The sequence below is a fragment of the Williamsia sp. D3 genome (assembly GCF_000506245.1).
GTDB lineage: Bacteria > Actinomycetota > Actinomycetes > Mycobacteriales > Mycobacteriaceae > Williamsia > Williamsia muralis.
Genome location: NZ_AYTE01000046.1, coordinates 81,886 through 100,105 on the forward strand (window position 1 = coordinate 81,886; position 18,220 = coordinate 100,105).

Genomic DNA, 18,220 nt, shown 5'->3' on the forward strand with positions numbered 1-18,220 from the left:
GGTCAGGCGTGAAGACGACGTTCGCGGGTCTGGATATGGGTTCGGAAGACTTCGCCGCAGATGTGGGCAGGTCGCTGGAAAGCGTCGAGAAGCTGCTGCTCGAGGAGTTGTCCTCTGGTGAGGACTTCCTGACCGAGGCGGCCACGCATCTGGCCAAGGCCGGTGGCAAACGGTTCCGGCCGATCTTCTCGATCCTGTCGGCCCATTTCGGCCCCAACCCACACGCCCACGAGGTCATCATCTCGGCGACCGTGGTGGAGATGATCCACCTGGCGACGCTGTACCACGACGACGTGATGGACGAGGCCGAGCTGCGGCGCGGTGCCGTCAGCGCCAACAGCCGGTGGGGCAACAGTGTTGCCATCCTGTCCGGGGATTTCCTGTTCGCGCGGGCTTCGCGCCTGGTCTCCACCCTCGGGCCGCACGCCGTCCGCATAATCGCCGACACCTTCGCCGAGCTGGTCACCGGACAGATGCGTGAAACCGTGGGCTCGCAGGGCAGGCTCGACCCCGTCGACCACTACCTGAAAGTGGTCTGGGAGAAGACCGGTTCGCTGATCGCGGCGAGTGGACGGTTCGGGGCGATGTCCTCGGGTGCGGACGAAGAGCAGATCGAACGCCTGTCCCGGCTCGGAGACTCGATCGGGACCGCTTTCCAGGTCAGCGACGACATCATCGACATCAGCTCGGTGGCCGGCGACTCGGGCAAGAACCCGGGAACCGATCTGCGCGAAGGCGTGCACACCTTGCCGGTGCTCTACGCCATCGCAGACCCCGACGAAACCCGGTTGCGCGAGTTGGTCCTCGCCGCCGACGGCACGCCCCGGCCGCTCACCGACGACGCCGAGGTCGCCGAAGCACTCGAACTCCTGAACAAATCGGCAGGCCTGGCCAAGGCCCGAGCCACCCTCCAGGGGTATGCCGACGCGGCCGATGCCGAACTGGCCCAACTCCCCGAAGGGCCCGCACACGATGCGATGAGCTCGCTGGTTCGCTACACCATCGACCGAATCGGCTGATCTGCTCCGTGGTCCGGCTCTGACCGGCCCGGGGTCGGGAACCGTGAGGTCGGGCCCGATCGTTGTGCTGCCGTGTGTACAGACGGGAGTGATGGATGAGTGGTCATGCCAACGGCCTGAAGACCGTCCTGCTGCTCGGTTTCATGTCGGCGATCATCGTCGGGATCGGGGCAGCGTTTCGCAGTCCCGCCATCCTGTTCGTCGCCGTGGTGGCTGCGGTCGGATTCAACGCCTACATCTACTTCAACAGCGCGAAGATGGCGCTCAAAGCCATGCACGCACAGCCCGTCACAGAGGTGCAGGCGCCGGCGCTGTACCGGATCGTCCGCGAACTGGCGACGGTGGCGCGTCAGCCCATGCCCGCCTTGTACGTGAGTCCCACCGAGGCGCCGAACGCCTTTGCCACAGGACGTAATCCGAAGAACGCCGCAGTCTGCTGCACCGCAGGAATCCTGCAGATCCTCGACGAACGCGAGCTCCGGGCCGTCCTCGGCCACGAACTGTCACACGTCTACAACCGCGACATTCTCATCTCGTCGGTGGCAGGTGCGATGGCTGCGGTGATCAGCGGCATCGCCAACTTCGCGTTCTTCTTCGGCAGCAACCGTGAGGGCGGCGCCAACCCGATCATGTTGTTGCTCATCACATTTCTGGGCCCGATCGCAGCAACGGTGATCAAACTCGCGGTGTCGCGGTCACGCGAATACCAGGCCGATGCCTCGGGTGCAGAGCTCACCGGCGACCCACTGGCCCTTGCGTCCGCGCTGCGCAAGATCTCCGGCGGGGTGCAGGTCGCCCCGCTCCCGCCGAATCCCGACCTCGCCGCCCAGTCCCACCTGATGATCGCCAACCCGTTCCGGGCCGGCGAGCGGGTGGGCAAGCTGTTCTCCACGCACCCTCCGATGCAAGACCGCATCAGGCGTCTGGAAGAGATGGCCGGCCCACACCGCTGACGACGTCGAGAGCACCACAATCGTCCCGCCGGTGGCAGCGTAAGGGGTATGTACCCTCTGCGCCCTGAAAGCGGGACGATGTCGGTGCGTGGGACTAGCGGTAATTCACGAACTGCAGGGCGATCTCGAAATCCTTGTTCTTCAGGAGCGTGATCACGGCCTGCAGGTCGTCGCGCTTCTTGCTGGAGACGCGCAGCTCCTCGCCCTGAATCTGCGCCTTGACGCCCTTGGGTCCCTCGTCGCGGATCGCCTTGGTGATCTTCTTGGCCTTCTCCGAGTCGATGCCCTGCACCAGGGTCCCGGTGATCTTGTAGGTCTTGCCCGAAGCGACGACCTCGCCGGCGTCGAAAGCCTTCAAAGAGATGTCGCGCCGGATGAGCTTCTCCTTGAAAACCTCCAGGCCCGCCTGGGCGCGCTCCTCGGCGTCGGAGGTGATCACGATGTTCTCTTCACCCGACCACTCGATCTTGGTGTTGGTGCCCCGGAAGTCGTACCGCTGCGACAACTCTTTCGCCGCCTGATTGAGGGCGTTGTCGACTTCCTGCCGATCGAGCTTGCTGACCACGTCGAACGATGAATCTGCCATAACCGACAAGCCTAGTCGCCGCGCTCGGCAGTGATGGGCCCGATGGTCTCCGGGGCCGAAACAGGCGCCCATACGCAGGGCATTTGTGCTCAGGGGCCATGCCCGTTGTATTCTTTGCGGCGTTGCTTTCCGCCGGTCCAAAAGACTACGGAAAGTAGCCCGGCAGGTTGCCCGAGCGGCCAAAGGGAGCGGACTGTAAATCCGTCGCGCAAGCTACATAGGTTCGAATCCTATACCTGCCACAGCACCAGACAGTGACCTCGAGAACGGGGGGCCTCGAGCTGGGTGAACCGGCCCGAGGTCGTTTGGTGCGGCGAGACAACTACAGAGGCGATTTGGCGTGTACCAGCGCCGCTGTGTAATCTCGTTAAGGCTCTTCGTGCGTTGCCAGATAGGCAGCACATGGAAAGCGAACGCCCCCTTAGCTCAGTCGGTAGAGCGTTTCCATGGTAAGGAAAAGGTCGACGGTTCGATTCCGTCAGGGGGCTCGCTGGACTCAGATCCTGGGCAGCGGCGCAGCTGATGCCAGACGCGCTGTCGGACCTGGAATCGGGGCCATGGCGGTGTAGCTCAGTTGGTTAGAGCGAACGACTCATAATCGTTAGGTCGCCGGTTCGAGTCCGGCCATCGCTACGAAGTGTCGTCTCCGACGACGCGCTACGAAGTGTCGTCTCCGACGACGCGCTACGAAGTGTCGTCTCCGACGACGCGCTACGAAGTGTCGTCTTACGACGATGCGCTACGAAGTGTCGTCTTACGACGATGCGCCACAAGTACCGCCTCACGGTGGTACACCACACGATCCACCTGAAAGGCAATCCCGTGGCCTCCTCAACAGACGTGCGCCCCAAGATCACCTTGGCCTGCGAGGTTTGCAAACACCGCAACTACATCACCAAGAAGAACCGTCGCAACGATCCCGATCGCCTCGAGATCAAGAAGTTCTGCCCGAACTGCGGCAAGCACCAGAACCACAAGGAATCGCGCTAACTCCCACGCCGGGCGGCCGTTCTAGGCCGCCTGCGCAGCGGGGGCCACTGCGGCACCCCAACGAAGTCGGCTCTTCCCAGCCGACGATTTGTCCGGGAGTAGCCACGGCACCCGCGGCGCGGCCCACATCGACAAGCCGCCGGAGTCGACGAAAAGTCGAAAGTCAGAGGTCGGTTTAGTGACGAATGTGAGCGAAGCCCAAGCTGCCGAGCGCATCCAGGCGATCCGGGACGGGGTCAAGCTGACCCCCGAAGAAATCGCCGAACACACGCAGGCGCTGGTGGGGTACAAGTACACCGTCGACGACTACTACGAGGTCGGCCGCGAGAAGGTGCGCGAGCATGCCCGCGCGGTCCAGGACACCAACCCCGTCCACTGGAACGAGGCCAAGGCCCGTGAGATGGGTCACGACACCCTCGTTGCCGCGCCCACGTTCGTATCCGTCCTCGGGATCATCGCCCAGCGGCGCCTCTTCGAAGACGTCATCACCGGCTACGACCTCTGGCAGATCATGCAGAGCGATCAGCGGCTGGTGTTCCACCGGCCCATCAAGGTCGGTGACCACCTGATCTGCGACGTGTCCCTCGACTCGTTCCGACAGATGTCGGGCACCGACCTGATGGTCACCAAGAACGTCGTCTGGAATCAGCACAACGAGCCCGTGATGACCACGTGGACGAGCCTTGCCGCGAGGGCCGCCATCGAGGTCGACCCTGCGCTGGTCGACAAGATCGAACACGTGATGATGAGCGAGCCCCCCGGCATCGACCCGGGCAAGACCGTCAACGGCCCATTCGCCCGCTACACCGACCCGGACCCGGCTGTTGATCCAAAGCCCTATGCCGCAATCGATTTCGACACGCTGACGGTCGGACAAGAACTCCCCGCGCGGACATTCAAGCTGACCCGCGGAAACCTGATCAACTACGCGGGTGTGGCAGGCGATCCGAACCCGATCCACTACAGCGACGAGGTCGCCAAGGTGGCCGGCCTGCAGGACGTGGTGGCCCACGGCATGCAGACCATGGGTCTCGGAGCCAGTTTCATCGGCGAGTTCATCGGCGACCCGGCGGCTATCTATGAATACAACGTGAGGTTCACCAGCCCGGTATACGTACCGGCTGATGACTTCGCGGCCGTCGACTTGACCGGCAAGGTGAAGTCGCTTGATCCCGACACCCGCCGCGGCCAGATCTCGATCGTCGCGAAGCAGGGTGACCGCAAGATTTTCGGACGAGCACTCGTCAGCGTGCAGTTCAATTGATCGTCGGTACGGATGACCTGCGGTTTCCGCGGGTCAACACCGAGTTGGAGTTCAACCCGCCCGGTGACGTACACTTCAATAGTCTGAGTTCTACTCACACTTGCGCGCTGCCCTGAGGGTGGCGCGTTGGTTTTGTGTAGTGCAGACACCGGGTCGACGTGGCCTCGAGATCATCGCAAGGTGGTCACCGAGTAACTCGCCGTCCCAAAGGGGCGTAGCTCAACTGGCAGAGCAGCGGTCTCCAAAACCGCAGGTTGCAGGTTCAAGTCCTGTCGCCCCTGCCCTTGACGGTGTGCACGTCGGCACCTCAGGGCACCCGATGTCAGCTGTTCGGTGCCCAGGCACATCGCCTGCCGCCGAACATCCGACTTCAGCCACGAGAGGATCAAGTTGAGCAAGCGCGACCGTGCCGAACGCGCCAAGAGCGCGGCCGAGTCGAACGACGAGGTCGAGGTCGACACCTCAGTCGACGGCGAAGCCGGTTCGGTGGACGAGTCCGATGCTGAGAACGTCTCCGACGGGGACACTCAGACGGCGGCTCGCCCGACGGGTAAGCGTTCGCCGCGTGGCAAACGGACGAACCTGACAAAGAGCGACGACGACGATTCAGCGGGATCGGCCGTCGCCACCAAGGAAAAGACCAAAGACAAAAAGAAAGACGGCAAACGCAAGCGAGTCCGGCCCGAGGACAGCCACAATCCCTTCATCCGGTTGTGGATCTTCCTCAAGCAGGTTGTCAGCGAGCTCAAGAAGGTCATCTGGCCTACTCGCAAGCAGCTGATTCAGTACACGATCGTCGTGCTGATCTTCGTGATCATCATGGTCGCGTTCATCTCCGGGCTGGATCTGCTCTTCGCAAAGGCCGTTTTGTGGTTGTTCGGGTAATCACCCGCACGGCCGCTTCGAGGAAAGGGAGCGTGGGCTGCAGTGAGCACCCCCGAGAACGACGCTGAGATCAGCGAGACCGAAACCGACGTCACCGATCAGACGGTCGGTGATTCGGAGGCTGTTGACAGTGGCATCTCCGACCCCGAAGCGCCGGCTGATTCCGACAGCAGCGACCAGGACGTCTCCGATGAGGACGCGGCCCCCGAGGTCGTCGAACCCGAGGAAGAAGAGGACCCGGTCGAGGCCCTCAAGAAGTCCCTCAAGCGCGCGGCAGGCGACTGGTACGTGATCCACTCCTACGCCGGCTACGAGAACAAGGTGAAGGCCAACCTCGAGACCCGCGTGCAGAACCTGGATGTGGGCGACTACATCTTCCAGGTCGAGGTACCCACCGAAGAAGTCACCGAGATCAAGAACGGCCAGCCCAAGAAGGTCAACCGCAAGGTGCTGCCGGGTTACATCCTCGTGCGCATGGACCTCAACGACGAATCGTGGGGCGCGGTGCGCAACACCCCCGGCGTCACGGGCTTCGTGGGATTGACCTCGCGTCCTTCGCCGTTGTCCATGGATGACGTGCTCAAGTTCCTGCTGCCCCGTGCCGAGCCGAAGAAGTCGTCGGCGAAGTCCGGCAGCGACGCCGGTTCCGATCTGGCAGCCGCCTCCGCACCGGTGGTCGAGGTCGACTTCGCGGTCGGCGAGTCGGTCACCGTCATGGACGGCCCGTTCGCGACGTTGCCCGCATCGATCAGCGAGGTCAACGCCGAGCAGCGCAAGGTGAAGGTGCTCGTCTCGATCTTCGGTCGCGAGACCCCGGTCGAACTCGCCTTCAACCAGGTCGAGAAGATCTAAGACTTTCGCGTCTCCAGCGGGCGCGAAACCGGGCTGACGGAGTGTTGTCAGCCCAAACGCAATCAATCAGAAACAGGGAAAAGGATGCCCCCCAAGAAGAAAAAGAAGCTGTCCGGGATCATCAAGCTTCAGATCCAGGCCGGCGCAGCCAACCCCGCACCCCCCGTGGGTCCGGCACTCGGCCAGCATGGCGTGAACATCATGGAGTTCTGCAAGGCCTACAACGCCGCGACAGAAAGCCAGCGCGGCAATGTCGTGCCCGTGGAGATCTACGTTTACGAAGATCGCTCCTTCGACTTCAAGTTGAAGACCCCGCCGGCCGCCAAACTGCTGCTGAAGGCCGCCGGTCTGCAGAAGGGTTCGGGAGAGCCGCACAAGACCAAGGTCGGCAAGGTCACGATGGACCAGGTCCGCGAGATCGCCAAGACCAAGCAGGAAGACCTCAACGCCAACGACGTTGAACAGGCCGCCAAGATCATCGCCGGAACCGCCCGCTCCATGGGCATCACGGTCGAGGCCTGAGTCTCTTCCTCGAACAGACATCACGTGGGAGGGCCGGCTCGGTCCGCACCACCAACCCGCATGAGTTGCGGAGAAAGACAGAGCAAACATGAGTAAAACCAGTAAGGCCTACAAAGCCGCTGCGGAAAAGGTCGACAAGTCCAAGCTCTACAGCCCGCTGGAGGCTGCCAAGCTTGCCAAGGAGACCGCTTCCACCAAGACAGACGCAACCGTCGAGGTCGCCGTCCGTCTCGGCGTCGATCCCCGTAAGGCAGACCAGATGGTGCGCGGCACCGTCAACCTGCCCCACGGCACCGGCAAGACCGCCCGCGTCATCGTGTTCGCCGCCGGCGACAAGGCCAACGAGGCCGTCGCCGCCGGAGCCGACGAAGTGGGCGCCGAGGATCTGATCGAGCGGATCCAGGGCGGCTGGCTCGACTTCGACGCCGCGATCGCCACCCCTGACCAGATGGCCAAGGTCGGCCGGATCGCGCGTGTCCTCGGACCGCGTGGCCTGATGCCGAACCCGAAGACGGGCACGGTCACCACCGACGTGACCAAGGCCGTCAACGAGATCAAGGGCGGAAAGATCAACTTCCGCGTCGACAAGGCAGCCAACCTGCACTTCGTCATCGGCAAGGCTTCCTTCGACGAGAAGAAGCTGGTCGAGAATTACGGAGCAGCCGTCGACGAGATCCTGCGTGTGAAGCCGTCAGCAGCAAAAGGCCGGTACCTGAAGAAGGTCACCGTTTCGACCACCACCGGACCGGGCATCCCGGTGGATCCTGCGGTGAACCGCAACTACCTCGAAGAGGACTGAAGTCTTCCTCTAGGCCAGGCACAACAAAACCGGGACTCCGCAGGGAGTCCCGGTTTTTGTGCTTTGTGCGGTCAGACGCTGGTGGCCTTCATGGCGTCGGCGGTGAGTTCGAGAGAACGGATACGTCCCGCACTCGTCACCGACTGGTGGGCCACGATGACCTCATCGGCCTGGGCCAACTCGGCGAAGTCCTCCAAGAAGCCGCGGACGTCCGCACCCGTTCCGACGCCGGTGTACTTCATCATGTGGGCGATACCGCGGCCCTCGCGGGTGGTGAGGAACGCATCGATCTCCTCATCGCTGTACTCGGGCGTCGACGGGCCGCGGGAGATGAACATCCGCACCCGGATCCGCCGCAACGCCTCGAAGTCCCGCGCCGCCTCGTCGGCATCCTCGGCCGCGACAACGTTCGCGCCCGCGATCACGTAGGGCTCTGACAGCTGAGCCGAGGGCTTGAACTCGCGACGATAGAGCGTCACCGCCTGCTCCAGGGCATCGGGCGAGAAGTGCGACGCGAAGGCGTAGGGGAGCCCGAGCGCAGCGGCCAGTTGAGCGCCGAACAGTGACGAACCAAGGATGTAGAGCGGAACGTCCGTGCCCGCGCCGGGAACGGCTTGAACTCCGGGGATCCGGGACTGGCCGCGCAGGTAGGCCTGCAGTTCGAGGACATCCTGCGGGAAGCTCTCGGCCGAGCTGTGGTCTCGGCGCAGCGCGCGCATCGTTGCCTGGTCGCTACCGGGTGCGCGACCCAGACCCAGATCGATCCGACCGGGGTGCAGCGTCTCCAGGGTTCCGAACTGCTCGGCGATCGTCAGCGGAGCATGGTTGGGGAGCATGATGCCGCCGGCACCCAGACGGATGGTCTCGGTGTGCGCGGCGATATGAGCGATCAGCACACTGGTGGCCGATGACGCGATCGACTCCATGTTGTGGTGCTCGGCGTACCAGACTCGCTTGTAGCCGTTGCGTTCTGCGGCCTGGGCCAGCGCAACACTCGCCTCGAAGCTCGCGCGAGCGGACTCGCCGGGCGCAATCGGTGCAAGATCGAGAATCGACAGGGTCAAGGACATAGACGGGCCTTCTTCACTGCTGGAAAGTAGTCATCACGCGAAATAGTTGTACGTGTGCAACAACGCCTGAGCGCGCCACTACCTTCCCGAAACCGATCAAAACCCGTCCGGACTGCGCAGCCAGAGCAGCGTCAGGGTCGTTCGCGTTCGACCACCCGGCCCGGCAGACCCCATTCGGTCCGGCCCAGGCGACTGACCGGTGCGAGCCTCGTGAAGTCCGGATGGCCATCGGCGGCCGCGACAGCGGGGTCGACCGTCACCGCGACCACCCGCCCCATCACCACCTGCGAGTTGCCGACCTCGATGATCTGGTGGAGTTCGCATTCGATGGCCACCGGGCTGTCGCGGACCCTCAGGCAGTCGACGACCGTGGCCGGTGCCGAGGCGACGCCCACAGCCGTGAACTCATTGACGTCCTCGGCAAAACCGGCTGATGTGGCATTGACCTGGTCCATCATCGACTCCGTGGCGATGTTGACGACAAACTGACCGGTGGCCGCCGCGTTGTCCGCGCTGTGTTTGCCGCCGACCGCCGTGAATTGCACAACCATCGGATCGGTGGAGCTGACGGAGAAGAAGCTGAAGGGTGCGAGGTTGTCCACGCCTCCGGCGCCGCGCGAGGACACCCAGCGATCGGCCGCGGGACGATCGCGGCGGTGATCAGCTTGTAGAAGTCACGCGTGGAGGTGTTGGAGTGGTCGAACAGCGTTCGACCGGCCAGGGTTTCGTCGAGATCTCGATTCACTCGTCCAGCATTCCACCAGCCGCACGACGGCGTCGTGCGGCTGGTGTCCTGCGCTCAGACGTGGCTCATCCGGCCGACACCCGGTAGACGCTCTGGGTCATCCCGTTGCCGAGGGTCGTGGTGCGCACGTGATCGAGCGGGATGTCGTGATCGATGGCACCGAACAACGGCAGACCGGATCCGATGATCACCGGTGCCGTGGTGATCGTGATCTCGGTGATCAGGCCGCGCTGGAGAAAGCTGGTGATCAGACGGCCGCCGTCGGCATAGACATGGCGCACACCCTCGTCGTGGGCAGCCTCGAAGAGTTCGTCGAGACCCCGGTGCACGGAGATCCGGTCGTCGGCTCCGGGCTCGAGGGTGGTACTGACCACGAACACGCGCATTCCCTCGTACGGCCACGTGTCGAAACTGCACCCGACCTCGTATGTGTTGCGGCCCATGACAATCGCATCCGTGGTCGCGATGAAGGCGTCGTAACCGGTCTCGCCGAGGTTCTCGTCGCGACTGAGCAGCCAATCGATACCGCCGTCTGTGCGGGCGATGTAACCGTCGACGCTGGTGGCGATGAACACCGCCCCGGTGACAGGACTCGGTGCGGGGGAAGGGGATGTGGTCATTGTTGTCCTTTCATGTCCAGGTGGTGATGAGTCGGTCGAATTCGTCTCCGAGGGCATCGATGAGGGAGCCGTGCGGTTGCACGGTCCAGCCGAGGAACGTGCCCTCCAGAAGCGCGAACAATGTTCGGGCTGCGGCCGGCGGAAGCGGCGCGCCGGGTAGTTCACCGCTGTCGACCGCCCGGGCTATGACGGCTTGCAGTTGTCGGCGCTTCTTGTCCCAGCCGGCAGCAAGCAGTCGAGTCAGTTCCGGATCACCGAGATCCATCGCCAGGGAGGACACGTGGTTGCCGGCCTGGTCGGGGTCGTCGCTGTCGGTGTAGGACTCGACCGACAACCGGCGAAGCGCCGCCAGGATCGGTTCGCCCGGGCGTCCGGCGTCGTCGAGATCGATCGCGTCGACCCAGCGCTGTGAGGAGGCGATGAGCAACCCGCGTTTGGATCCGAAACGTTTTGACGAAGGTCGCCGCCGAGACGCCGGCCGCCCGGGCAGCCATCTCGAGGGTGAACCGGGCCGAGCCGGTCTGCGACAGGACGGCGTCGGCTGCATCGAGCAGGTGATCATCTGAGTTCACTCGAGGACGCGCCACGCAGTTAGTAAATCACCATTTCCTAATTCTGCCAACGAGTGGTCTGTCCACAGAAGCCGCGTTGTGCACATGACGTGGCCGCAGGCGGGGGAGCAGTCACACCGACGCCTTAGGGTTGTGAGCGTGCAAGACGACAAACTCCTGACCCGCATCTCCGGTTTGCTCAGGCAGGCAGAAGGCACCGACAACGAGCACGAGGCGCAAGCCTTCATGCAGGCGGCGCAACGGTTGGCCACCGCAGCGTCCATCGATCTGGCCGTGGCGCGGGCCCATGGAAAGCCCGAACAGCGCACGTCCCCGGTGCAACGCAACATCGCGATCGGAACGGCCGGCAAGCGAGGGCTGCGCACATATGTCCAGCTGTTCGTGGCCATCGCTCACGCCAACGACATCACCTGTGACGTCGCGAGCAACTCGACGTTTGTCTACGCCTACGGATTCCCCGGCGACATCGACACCTGTGAAGCGTTGTACAGCTCGCTGGTGGTCCAGATGGTCGCCGCCAGCGACAGCTATCTGAAGTCGGGTGCGTACAAAGGCGAGACCTTTGCTCGTGTGGTCACCGAACGCCGCGGCTGGGTTCAGCGCAGGGTGGTCGAGGAGAAGCCGCTGTCACCGATCACGGCCCGGCTGAACTTCCAGTCGGCGTTCGCCGAACGGATCGGCAAGCGTTTGACGCAAGCCCGCAATGAGGCGCGTGCGGCTGCGGTCGCCGCCGACGGGGGCCGTTCCGACTCGGGAACGGCGCTGGTCCTGCGTAACAAAGAGGTAGAGGTCCGGGATTTCCACAAGGAGACGTCCACCGCACGGGGCACCTGGCGGTCGCAGAGCGCGTCGGCCGGCTACTCGGAGGGCGCGCGGCGGGCAGGGGACCGGGCCGGACGCCGGGCACGTATCGGCGAGGACAACCAGTTGGGTGCTGCACGTGGGGCCCTAGAGGCGTGAGTGGGCGTGCTGAACCGTGAGTGGGCGCGTTGACGCAGCGTGACAGCCAGCGTTCGGCCTTGTACTCCGCAGAAGCGCTGGTGCACAACGTTTTTCGAGCGCGCCGCACGCGGTGGCTCCACTCTGGAGATCGCCGGCACCTCGGTGACACTGCCTCCGGAGGCTCGGTTCGGCTCGGTTGACTCGGTACGCGACTACGTGGACCGGGTGCTGTCGCTGGACAGCGTGATCAACAGGTTTCCGCGGGCCGCGGTTCCGGTGAGGGTTCGATCCCGCCGGGGGCAGCGCGAAGCCCACTACGAGTACCGGTCAGCCGATGACGACGGCGTGATCGCGGTACCCGATGCAGCCGAGGGGCGCTGGGCGATGCGCGAGCTGGTGGTGCTCCACGAGATAGCCCACCACCTGAGTCCGGGGTCGGCGCAGGACAAGCACGGCCCACGATTCGCGGGCACCCTCATCGACCTGGTGGGGCTGGTGCTCGGACCTGAAGCCGCACTGATCTACCGGGTGACCTTCGGCGACAGCGGTATCGCGGTCGGTTGAGAGGCCGGTGCCCGGCTACCAGCCTGGCTCGCCCACCGCCAGGAACGTGAGGTGGCTCTGGTGGAACGGGTCGAGAACGATTCTCTGCGAACGGAATCCGGACTTCACCAGATCGGGGACCACGGCAAGGAAACGGGGCATGCTCGCCGCGTAGACGTCTACCCGCAGCCGATGCCCGACGTCCAGTAGCGCATCTGTGGACACCAGGTCGATGTCGAGGTCGATGGGTACGTTCGGGATCACCTTCAGTTTGCGTTTGCGGCTGAGCGGGTGGTGGGCGACGAGCAGCGAGCCGTCCTCGGCGTAATCGCTGAGTTCTGGGTCCAGAGATCGGTTGGACGCGGTCAGTGAGCCGTTGGTGAGCACGGTCGAGGTTCCGTCCGGCGCAACATCATTGAGGGTCACCGCCCACAGGGCGTCGCTACCGGCGCAGGTCGCGTGCAGGTGCAGATTGAGCGCGCCGGAGATCTGTACCTGTTCGGTGACCGGTGCCGTCGTGAACGAGAGAGCGCCCCGTTCCTGGAACCGGGCATCGGTGGTGAAGGCCTTGCCGAGAACCATGGTGGCGCCGGCGGTCACCTGGGTCATGTCCCGGGAGATGAAGCCGCGCACGCCCGGCTTCACCTTCAGTTCGGCGCGCGAGATGTTCGCCTCCACCCCCAGACTGCCGTCGTGCACACAGTGCCCAGCGGTGTCCGAGCCGTCGGGCGACAGGTACAGCCGCCGGACCCGCGCCTCGGGGCGGGGGAAGCTCTGGCCCGAGGTCCACATACCGCCCTGTTGCTGCAGGGTCACCGGGCCGTATTCGTCCACGCCGTTGTCGAGGCCCTTGAGCCACTTGTCGAACCACGCGCGTTCGAGCACGTCGACGCGCGGCGGGCTGACCCGGCCGCCGAAGCCGAGCCCGGCATCGAGGTGGTAGCCGTCGGCCATGATCAGCTGCTTCTGCCCGGGCGGCAGATTGAGCTGGTTGTAGATGCGGGTTGCGCTGCGGCCGAAGAGGTCGTGCCACCCACCGAAGACGAATGTCGGGGCGGTGATCTCGTCGATCTTGGGGTCGCGCTCGTCGAAATAGGGATCGTCGTAGATCCGTGGATCGCGCCCGGTGAGGAAACCCCAGGCCAGCGAGCCGATCTCGGTGGCGGGGGAGCCGACCCGGTCCTTCAGCCATCGGACGCCGTTGGTGCTGAGGGCATCACCCACCGCTGTGGACGGGTTGGGCAGCCACTTGAGCAGATTCACCGCGGAGAGCCAGATCGGGATGAACGCCGACGGCGCGCCGCCGGTGATGTAGATGTCGCGGACGATGTCCTCACATCCCTCGATGGCGAACACCGCCTTGAGGTGCGGTGAACCGTTGCCGGCGGCCTGCAGAGAGTTGATCGCCGAGTACGACCAGCCGGCCATCCCGATGTTGCCGTTGCTCCAGCTCTGCGCAGCGGCCCAGTCGATGACCTCGATCGAGTCGCGTTGCTCGCGTTCACCCAGGATCTGCCAGCGTCCGTGCGAGGCACCGGTGCCGCGGACGTCGACCACGAGCTGGGTGTATCCGCTCTGCACGAGCTTGCGGTTGATGCCGAAGACGTCGAGGGCGCCACCGGACAGTGGGGGGAGGGGAAGGCGATGGGTGGCCTGATCGATCGCGTCGAGCAGGGCGCGGTTGTACGGGTTGATGGTCACCACCGTCGGCAACGGCGTCTGCACCGGTTCGCCCGACATCTTCACCGGTCGTACGAGGGTGGCTCGCAATCGGACGCCGTCGGACATGGTCAGTTCCAGCGAACGGTCGATCGTCACCTTGGGAAACGCAGGACGGCCGTCGACCTGTTCGCGCCACCAACGGGCATTGGCGCCGCCGGTCGGGTCGCCGAACGGAAGAGTTGGTGCAGAGTGTGGAACCGCGCTCATCCGCGGCTCGGTGTTCTCGAACGGGTTGATCTGGTAGACCACGGCGTTCCCCTCTCTGCGTCGAGCGAGGCCACGCCTTCCAGCAATACCCCTTCTGAACAGGGCATATCCTGAAAACTGTGGCAACACTCCGTCGTGCTGCGGTACCGGGTGAGTCAGAAGGTATTCGTGACCGACCTCACACCGGATGGTTTGATGTCAATGTAGCCGAGCGGGTGCTCGGTCGCGACTGTCGGGCCAGAACAGCCGCCGGTCCTTGACCCCGATGTGCCTGATTTGTGATCCGGTCCGCCGTGCCGGTACTGTTGTGTCTTGGTGTTCGCAGGTCATCGGCCTGCGAGCGTCAGTTCAACCAGAGACCGTTGGTCACCGGTACGCATCGCGCGACCGGCCGAAGGCCCGACACACGTCGGCGGCCCACGCAGGGAGAACGAGGATTCGCTTTCGAAGCGGCGTCACAGTCGCTTTGCTCGTGTGCGCCCCGTGCCCTGTGCCGGGGCGTTTGTCGTTGGTGGGGCCCGCGGCCGATCGTACGAGTCGGACGAGGTGCCAACCGACACGTCATGAGAGGAGGCGAAGTATGGCAAATAGTGAAAAGGTCACCGCGGTTGCGGAGATCACCGAGCAGTTCAAGGAAGCCACTGCGGCAGTCGTCACGGAATACCGTGGCCTGACCGTCAAGCAGATCTCCGAGCTGCGTCGCTCACTGGGCGAAGGCGCTGTTTACTCCGTCGCCAAGAACACCCTGGTCAAGCGCGCTGCTGCCGATGCGGGCGTGGCCGGTCTGGACGAGCTGTTCACTGGCCCCACCGCAATTGCCTTCATCGAGGGCGAACCCGTGGTGGCTGCCAAGGCGATCAAGAATTTCGCCAAGGACAACAAGGCTCTCATCATCAAGGGCGGGTACATGGACGGCCGCGCGCTGTCCGTGGACGAGGTCAACCAGATCGCCGACCTTGAAACACGCGAGATTCTCCTTGCAAAGCTCGCCGGTGCCATGAAGGGCAACTTGGCAAAGGCCGCGGGTCTGTTCAGTCAGCCCGCTTCGCAGGTCGCACGTCTTGCGGCCGCACTGCAGGAAAAGCAAGCCGCGGGCGCACCCGCAGAAGCGGCCGAATAAAACCCCACAAACCTCCGTCTGTCACATCACCTCGTGGCCGACGGGAAGACAGAAAGGATTGCCACCATGGCAAAGCTCTCCGCTGACGAGCTCATCGATCAGTTCAAAGAACTCACCCTGCTGGAACTCAGCGACTTCGTGAAGAAGTTCGAAGAGGTCTTCGAGGTCACCGCTGCTGCTCCGGTCGCCGTTGCCGCCGCCGGTGCACCCGCTGCCGCCGAAGCCGCTGTCGAGCAGGACGAGTTCGACGTCGTCCTCGAATCGGCCGGCGACAAGAAGATCCAGGTCATCAAGGTCGTCCGCGAAGTCGTCTCCGGACTGGGTCTGAAGGAAGCCAAGGATCTCGTCGAGTCGGCTCCCAAGGCCATCCTCGAGAAGATCGACAAGGACGCTGCCGAGGCTGCCAAGACCAAACTCGAAGAAGCCGGCGCCAAGGTCTCGGTCAAGTAAGACAAGCACGTCAAAAGCGATTGTTGATCCCTGCGTAGGGGTCGATCGCTCCACAACGATGGCCCGTAGCGACAGCTACGGGCCATCGTTGCGTCTCGGGTGGGGGTGTGGTGCCACAGATCGGGTGTCGGCGGCCCTGGCTACTGACGAGTAGAACCCGCTCCGACCTGGATTTGCGTCGCGCGGAAAAACTTTTTACGGTGATCCAAGTTACTCGCGAGTAACTGTTCGTTTGATCTACCTGCGGCGATCGGGAAGAAGCCTTCGGGCAGGTGGGTCGGCGAGGGTGCGACGAAACTGAGAAAGATCGACAGCTCGTATATTCGTCACGCTGTGTGCGTTAGAGTGAGCCGAACCACAGGCTCCGCGCGGGGGCGGACTTCGTTTTGGAGGGACTAAATCAGTGGGCGTTGAGGTCAGTGTCGAGAATCTGACGAAGTCGTTCGGCTCGCAGAATATTTGGCGTGATGTGTCGCTGACCCTGCCCCAGGGTGAGGTCAGCGTGTTGCTCGGCCCGTCGGGTACGGGCAAGTCGGTGTTCCTGAAGTCGTTGATCGGTCTGCTCCATCCGGAGCAGGGCTCGGTCATCATCGACGGCACCGACATCACCAAATGTTCCAGCCGCGAGCTGTACGAGATCCGCAAGTTGTTCGGTGTCCTGTTCCAGGACGGCGCGCTGTTCGGTTCGATGAGCTTGTTCGACAACATCGCCTTCCCTCTTCGTGAGCACACCAAGAAGAAGGAAGACGAGATCCGCCAGATCGTCATGGACAAGATCGAGTTGGTGGGTCTGACGGGCGCGGAGAACAAGCTTCCCGGTGAGATCTCCGGTGGTATGCGCAAGCGCGCCGGCCTGGCCCGTGCTCTGGTCTTGGATCCGCAGATCATCCTGTGTGATGAGCCGGACTCCGGTCTAGACCCGGTCCGTACCGCGTATCTGTCGCAGCTGTTGATCGACATCAACGCGCAGATCGATGCCACGATTCTGATCGTGACCCACAACATTCAGGTCGCTCGTACCGTCCCGGACAACATCGGCATGCTGTTCCGCAAGGAACTGGTCATGTTCGGTCCGCGTGAGGTGCTGCTGACCTCGGACGAGCCGGTGGTGGATCAGTTCCTCAACGGTCGCCGCATCGGACCGATCGGTATGTCCGAGGAGAAGGACGACGCTCAGCAACGCCGGGAGCAGGAGATGGTCGATGCCGGCCACTCCGACGGTGGCACCGCGGAAGATGTCCGCGGTATCGTCCCGCAGCTGCAGGCCACACCCGGACTGCCCGAGCGCAAGGCGGTCGGACGCCGTCAGGCCCGTGTCCGCGAGATCCTGCACACCCTGCCCGAGCCCGCCCAACGCGCGATCGAGGAGAGCTTCCTCGAAGAGGAGCGAGCTCAGGAGAACGGGCGCGAAGCTGCGCGTAAGACACAGAAGGTGGGCGCCGGTTCCGGCACCGCCTCCACATCCTCTTCCTACGACGACTCCAGTTACCAGGGTTCGGACGCTCAGACAGAGCAGTTCCCCGCATACCGCGCCGGTGACAAGGCTCTCTAGATGACCAGTGCCACCACACGTGGCGTCGACAGGGTGGCGAAAGCCGGCTCCGGGGCACTTTCTCAGACCGGCAACATCGTCCAGTTGTTCATCGACGTCGCACGCCAGACTTTCGTGCGCCCTTTTCAGTGGCGTGAGTTCATCCAGCAGGCCTGGTTCATCGCCAGCGTCACGATCCTGCCGACGGCGCTCGTCGCCATCCCGTTCGGCGCGATCGTCTCGCTGCAGACCGGGTCGCTGATCCGCCAGCTCGGTGCCGAATCCTTCACCGGTGCGGCCAGCGTCCTGGTGGTCATCCAGCAGGGTGCGCCGCTCGTGACCTCGCTGTTGGTCGCGGGCGCGGCAGGATCAGCGGTGGCTGCCGACCTCGGTGCCCGCACCATTCGCGAAGAGATCGACGCGATGGAAGTGCTCGGCATCAATCCGGTTCAGCGACTTGTGGTTCCGCGAGTGCTCGCCATGGTCCTCGTGGCCGTGCTGCTGTGCGGGCTGGTCTCGGTGGTCGGTATCGGCGGCGGTTACTTCTTCAACGTGATCATCCAAGACGGAACGCCAGGCGCGTATCTGGCGTCGTTCAGTGCACTGGCGCAGTTGCCCGACATCTACGTCGCCGAGGTGAAGGCTGCCGTCTTCGGTGTGATCGCCGGCGTGGTCGCTGCCTACAAGGGCCTGCACCCCAAGGGTGGCCCCAAAGGCGTTGGTGATGCGGTCAATCAGAGTGTCGTCATCACATTTTTGTTGTTGTTCTTCGCGAACTTGATCATCACCGCGGTCTACTTGCAGATCGTTCCCGCCAAGGGTTCATAG

19 protein-coding genes, 4 tRNA genes and 2 pseudogenes are annotated in these 18,220 nt (G+C 63.8%); 19 read left to right on the plus strand and 6 right to left on the minus strand.

The annotated features are described in order from the left end of the window. Positions 1-8 precede the first annotated feature (8 nt). Positions 9-1,019, plus strand: coding sequence for a polyprenyl synthetase family protein (locus tag W823_RS52875; RefSeq protein WP_023962287.1), 1,011 nt, complete (start codon positions 9-11; stop codon positions 1,017-1,019). 95 nt (positions 1,020-1,114) lie between these two features. Next, on the plus strand, positions 1,115-1,972 hold the full coding sequence (gene htpX / locus W823_RS52880; RefSeq protein ID WP_023962289.1) for a zinc metalloprotease HtpX: 858 nt from the start codon (positions 1,115-1,117) through the stop codon (positions 1,970-1,972). A 94-nt stretch (positions 1,973-2,066) separates the two neighbouring features. Here the strand turns inward: htpX and W823_RS52885 are convergent, their stop codons facing one another. Then, positions 2,067-2,558, minus strand: a complete 492-nt coding sequence (locus tag W823_RS52885) for a YajQ family cyclic di-GMP-binding protein (protein WP_023962292.1) — start codon at positions 2,556-2,558, stop codon at positions 2,067-2,069. Between the two features lie 161 nt (positions 2,559-2,719). Between W823_RS52885 and W823_RS52890 the strand changes: the two genes are divergently transcribed. From W823_RS52890 to rplA, 10 genes are all read left to right on the plus strand, one after another. Beyond that, positions 2,720-2,800 (plus strand) — tRNA-Tyr (locus W823_RS52890). A 173-nt stretch (positions 2,801-2,973) separates the two neighbouring features. Then, positions 2,974-3,046 (plus strand) — tRNA-Thr (locus W823_RS52895). 71 nt (positions 3,047-3,117) lie between these two features. Further along, a tRNA-Met gene (locus W823_RS52900) sits at positions 3,118-3,191 on the plus strand. A 189-nt stretch (positions 3,192-3,380) separates the two neighbouring features. Then, positions 3,381-3,548, plus strand: coding sequence for a 50S ribosomal protein L33 (gene rpmG / locus W823_RS0130745; RefSeq protein ID WP_030165273.1), 168 nt, complete (start codon positions 3,381-3,383; stop codon positions 3,546-3,548). Positions 3,549-3,726: 178 nt separating this feature from the next. After that, complete coding sequence (locus W823_RS52905; RefSeq protein WP_031333366.1) at positions 3,727-4,812, plus strand: fused (3R)-hydroxyacyl-ACP dehydratase subunits HadA/HadB; 1,086 nt, start codon at positions 3,727-3,729, stop codon at positions 4,810-4,812. 208 nt (positions 4,813-5,020) lie between these two features. Further along, positions 5,021-5,093: transfer RNA gene (locus W823_RS52910), tRNA-Trp, on the plus strand. A 109-nt stretch (positions 5,094-5,202) separates the two neighbouring features. After that, entirely contained in the window at positions 5,203-5,697 is a 495-nt protein-coding gene (gene secE / locus W823_RS52915; RefSeq protein ID WP_031333367.1) for a preprotein translocase subunit SecE, read from the plus strand. 42 nt (positions 5,698-5,739) lie between these two features. Next, entirely contained in the window at positions 5,740-6,549 is an 810-nt protein-coding gene (gene nusG / locus W823_RS52920; protein ID WP_023962299.1) for a transcription termination/antitermination protein NusG, read from the plus strand. Between the two features lie 84 nt (positions 6,550-6,633). After that, entirely contained in the window at positions 6,634-7,071 is a 438-nt protein-coding gene (gene rplK / locus W823_RS52925) for a 50S ribosomal protein L11 (RefSeq protein WP_023962301.1), read from the plus strand. A gap of 88 nt (positions 7,072-7,159) precedes the next feature. Further along, complete coding sequence (rplA, locus tag W823_RS52930) at positions 7,160-7,870, plus strand: 50S ribosomal protein L1 (protein ID WP_023962303.1); 711 nt, start codon at positions 7,160-7,162, stop codon at positions 7,868-7,870. 71 nt (positions 7,871-7,941) lie between these two features. Here rplA and W823_RS52935 read toward each other — a convergent pair whose 3' ends face one another. The 4 genes and pseudogenes from W823_RS52935 to W823_RS59135 all read right to left on the minus strand — a co-directional run bounded on the left by W823_RS52935 (position 7,942) and on the right by W823_RS59135 (position 10,732). Then, complete coding sequence (locus W823_RS52935; protein ID WP_023962305.1) at positions 7,942-8,940, minus strand: LLM class flavin-dependent oxidoreductase; 999 nt, start codon at positions 8,938-8,940, stop codon at positions 7,942-7,944. A 131-nt stretch (positions 8,941-9,071) separates the two neighbouring features. Then, a pseudogene (locus W823_RS52940) lies at positions 9,072-9,685 on the minus strand (flavin reductase family protein). A gap of 65 nt (positions 9,686-9,750) precedes the next feature. Further along, positions 9,751-10,305 carry a dihydrofolate reductase family protein gene (locus W823_RS0130755; RefSeq protein ID WP_051406687.1) on the minus strand — a complete coding sequence of 185 codons (555 nt, stop codon included), beginning with the start codon at positions 10,303-10,305 and terminating at the stop codon, positions 9,751-9,753. Between the two features lie 10 nt (positions 10,306-10,315). Continuing rightward, entirely contained in the window at positions 10,316-10,732 is a 417-nt protein-coding gene (locus W823_RS59135) for a TetR family transcriptional regulator C-terminal domain-containing protein (protein ID WP_031333369.1), read from the minus strand. On the opposite strand from W823_RS59135, the gene W823_RS59140 reads away from it, so the two are divergent. The 3 genes and pseudogenes from W823_RS59140 to W823_RS52950 all read left to right on the plus strand — a co-directional run bounded on the left by W823_RS59140 (position 10,725) and on the right by W823_RS52950 (position 12,383). Further along, a complete protein-coding gene (locus W823_RS59140; protein WP_023962311.1) occupies positions 10,725-10,871 on the plus strand; it encodes a hypothetical protein in 147 nt (48 codons plus the stop codon). The two genes, W823_RS59135 and W823_RS59140, sit on opposite strands and share 8 nt — an antisense overlap. Positions 10,872-11,015: 144 nt before the next feature. Further along, positions 11,016-11,837 carry a DUF2786 domain-containing protein gene (locus tag W823_RS52945; RefSeq protein WP_031333370.1) on the plus strand — a complete coding sequence of 274 codons (822 nt, stop codon included), beginning with the start codon at positions 11,016-11,018 and terminating at the stop codon, positions 11,835-11,837. A 29-nt stretch (positions 11,838-11,866) separates the two neighbouring features. Next, positions 11,867-12,383 (plus strand): annotated as a pseudogene (locus tag W823_RS52950) (TIGR04338 family metallohydrolase). Positions 12,384-12,398: 15 nt separating this feature from the next. On the opposite strand, the gene W823_RS52955 reads toward W823_RS52950, so the two are convergent. Next, positions 12,399-14,333, minus strand: a complete 1,935-nt coding sequence (locus W823_RS52955) for a CocE/NonD family hydrolase (RefSeq protein ID WP_023962315.1) — start codon at positions 14,331-14,333, stop codon at positions 12,399-12,401. Between the two features lie 538 nt (positions 14,334-14,871). Here W823_RS52955 and rplJ point away from each other — a divergent pair. The 4 genes from rplJ to W823_RS52975 all read left to right on the plus strand — a co-directional run bounded on the left by rplJ (position 14,872) and on the right by W823_RS52975 (position 18,220). Further along, positions 14,872-15,411, plus strand: a complete 540-nt coding sequence (gene rplJ, locus W823_RS52960) for a 50S ribosomal protein L10 (RefSeq protein WP_023962317.1) — start codon at positions 14,872-14,874, stop codon at positions 15,409-15,411. A gap of 66 nt (positions 15,412-15,477) precedes the next feature. Beyond that, complete coding sequence (gene rplL / locus W823_RS52965; RefSeq protein ID WP_030165235.1) at positions 15,478-15,861, plus strand: 50S ribosomal protein L7/L12; 384 nt, start codon at positions 15,478-15,480, stop codon at positions 15,859-15,861. Positions 15,862-16,264: 403 nt separating this feature from the next. Continuing rightward, a complete protein-coding gene (locus W823_RS52970; protein WP_023962321.1) occupies positions 16,265-17,413 on the plus strand; it encodes an ABC transporter ATP-binding protein in 1,149 nt (382 codons plus the stop codon). Further along, the gene (locus W823_RS52975) at positions 17,414-18,220 is read left to right on the plus strand and encodes an ABC transporter permease (protein ID WP_023962323.1); all 807 of its coding nucleotides are present in this window, start codon (positions 17,414-17,416) and stop codon (positions 18,218-18,220) included.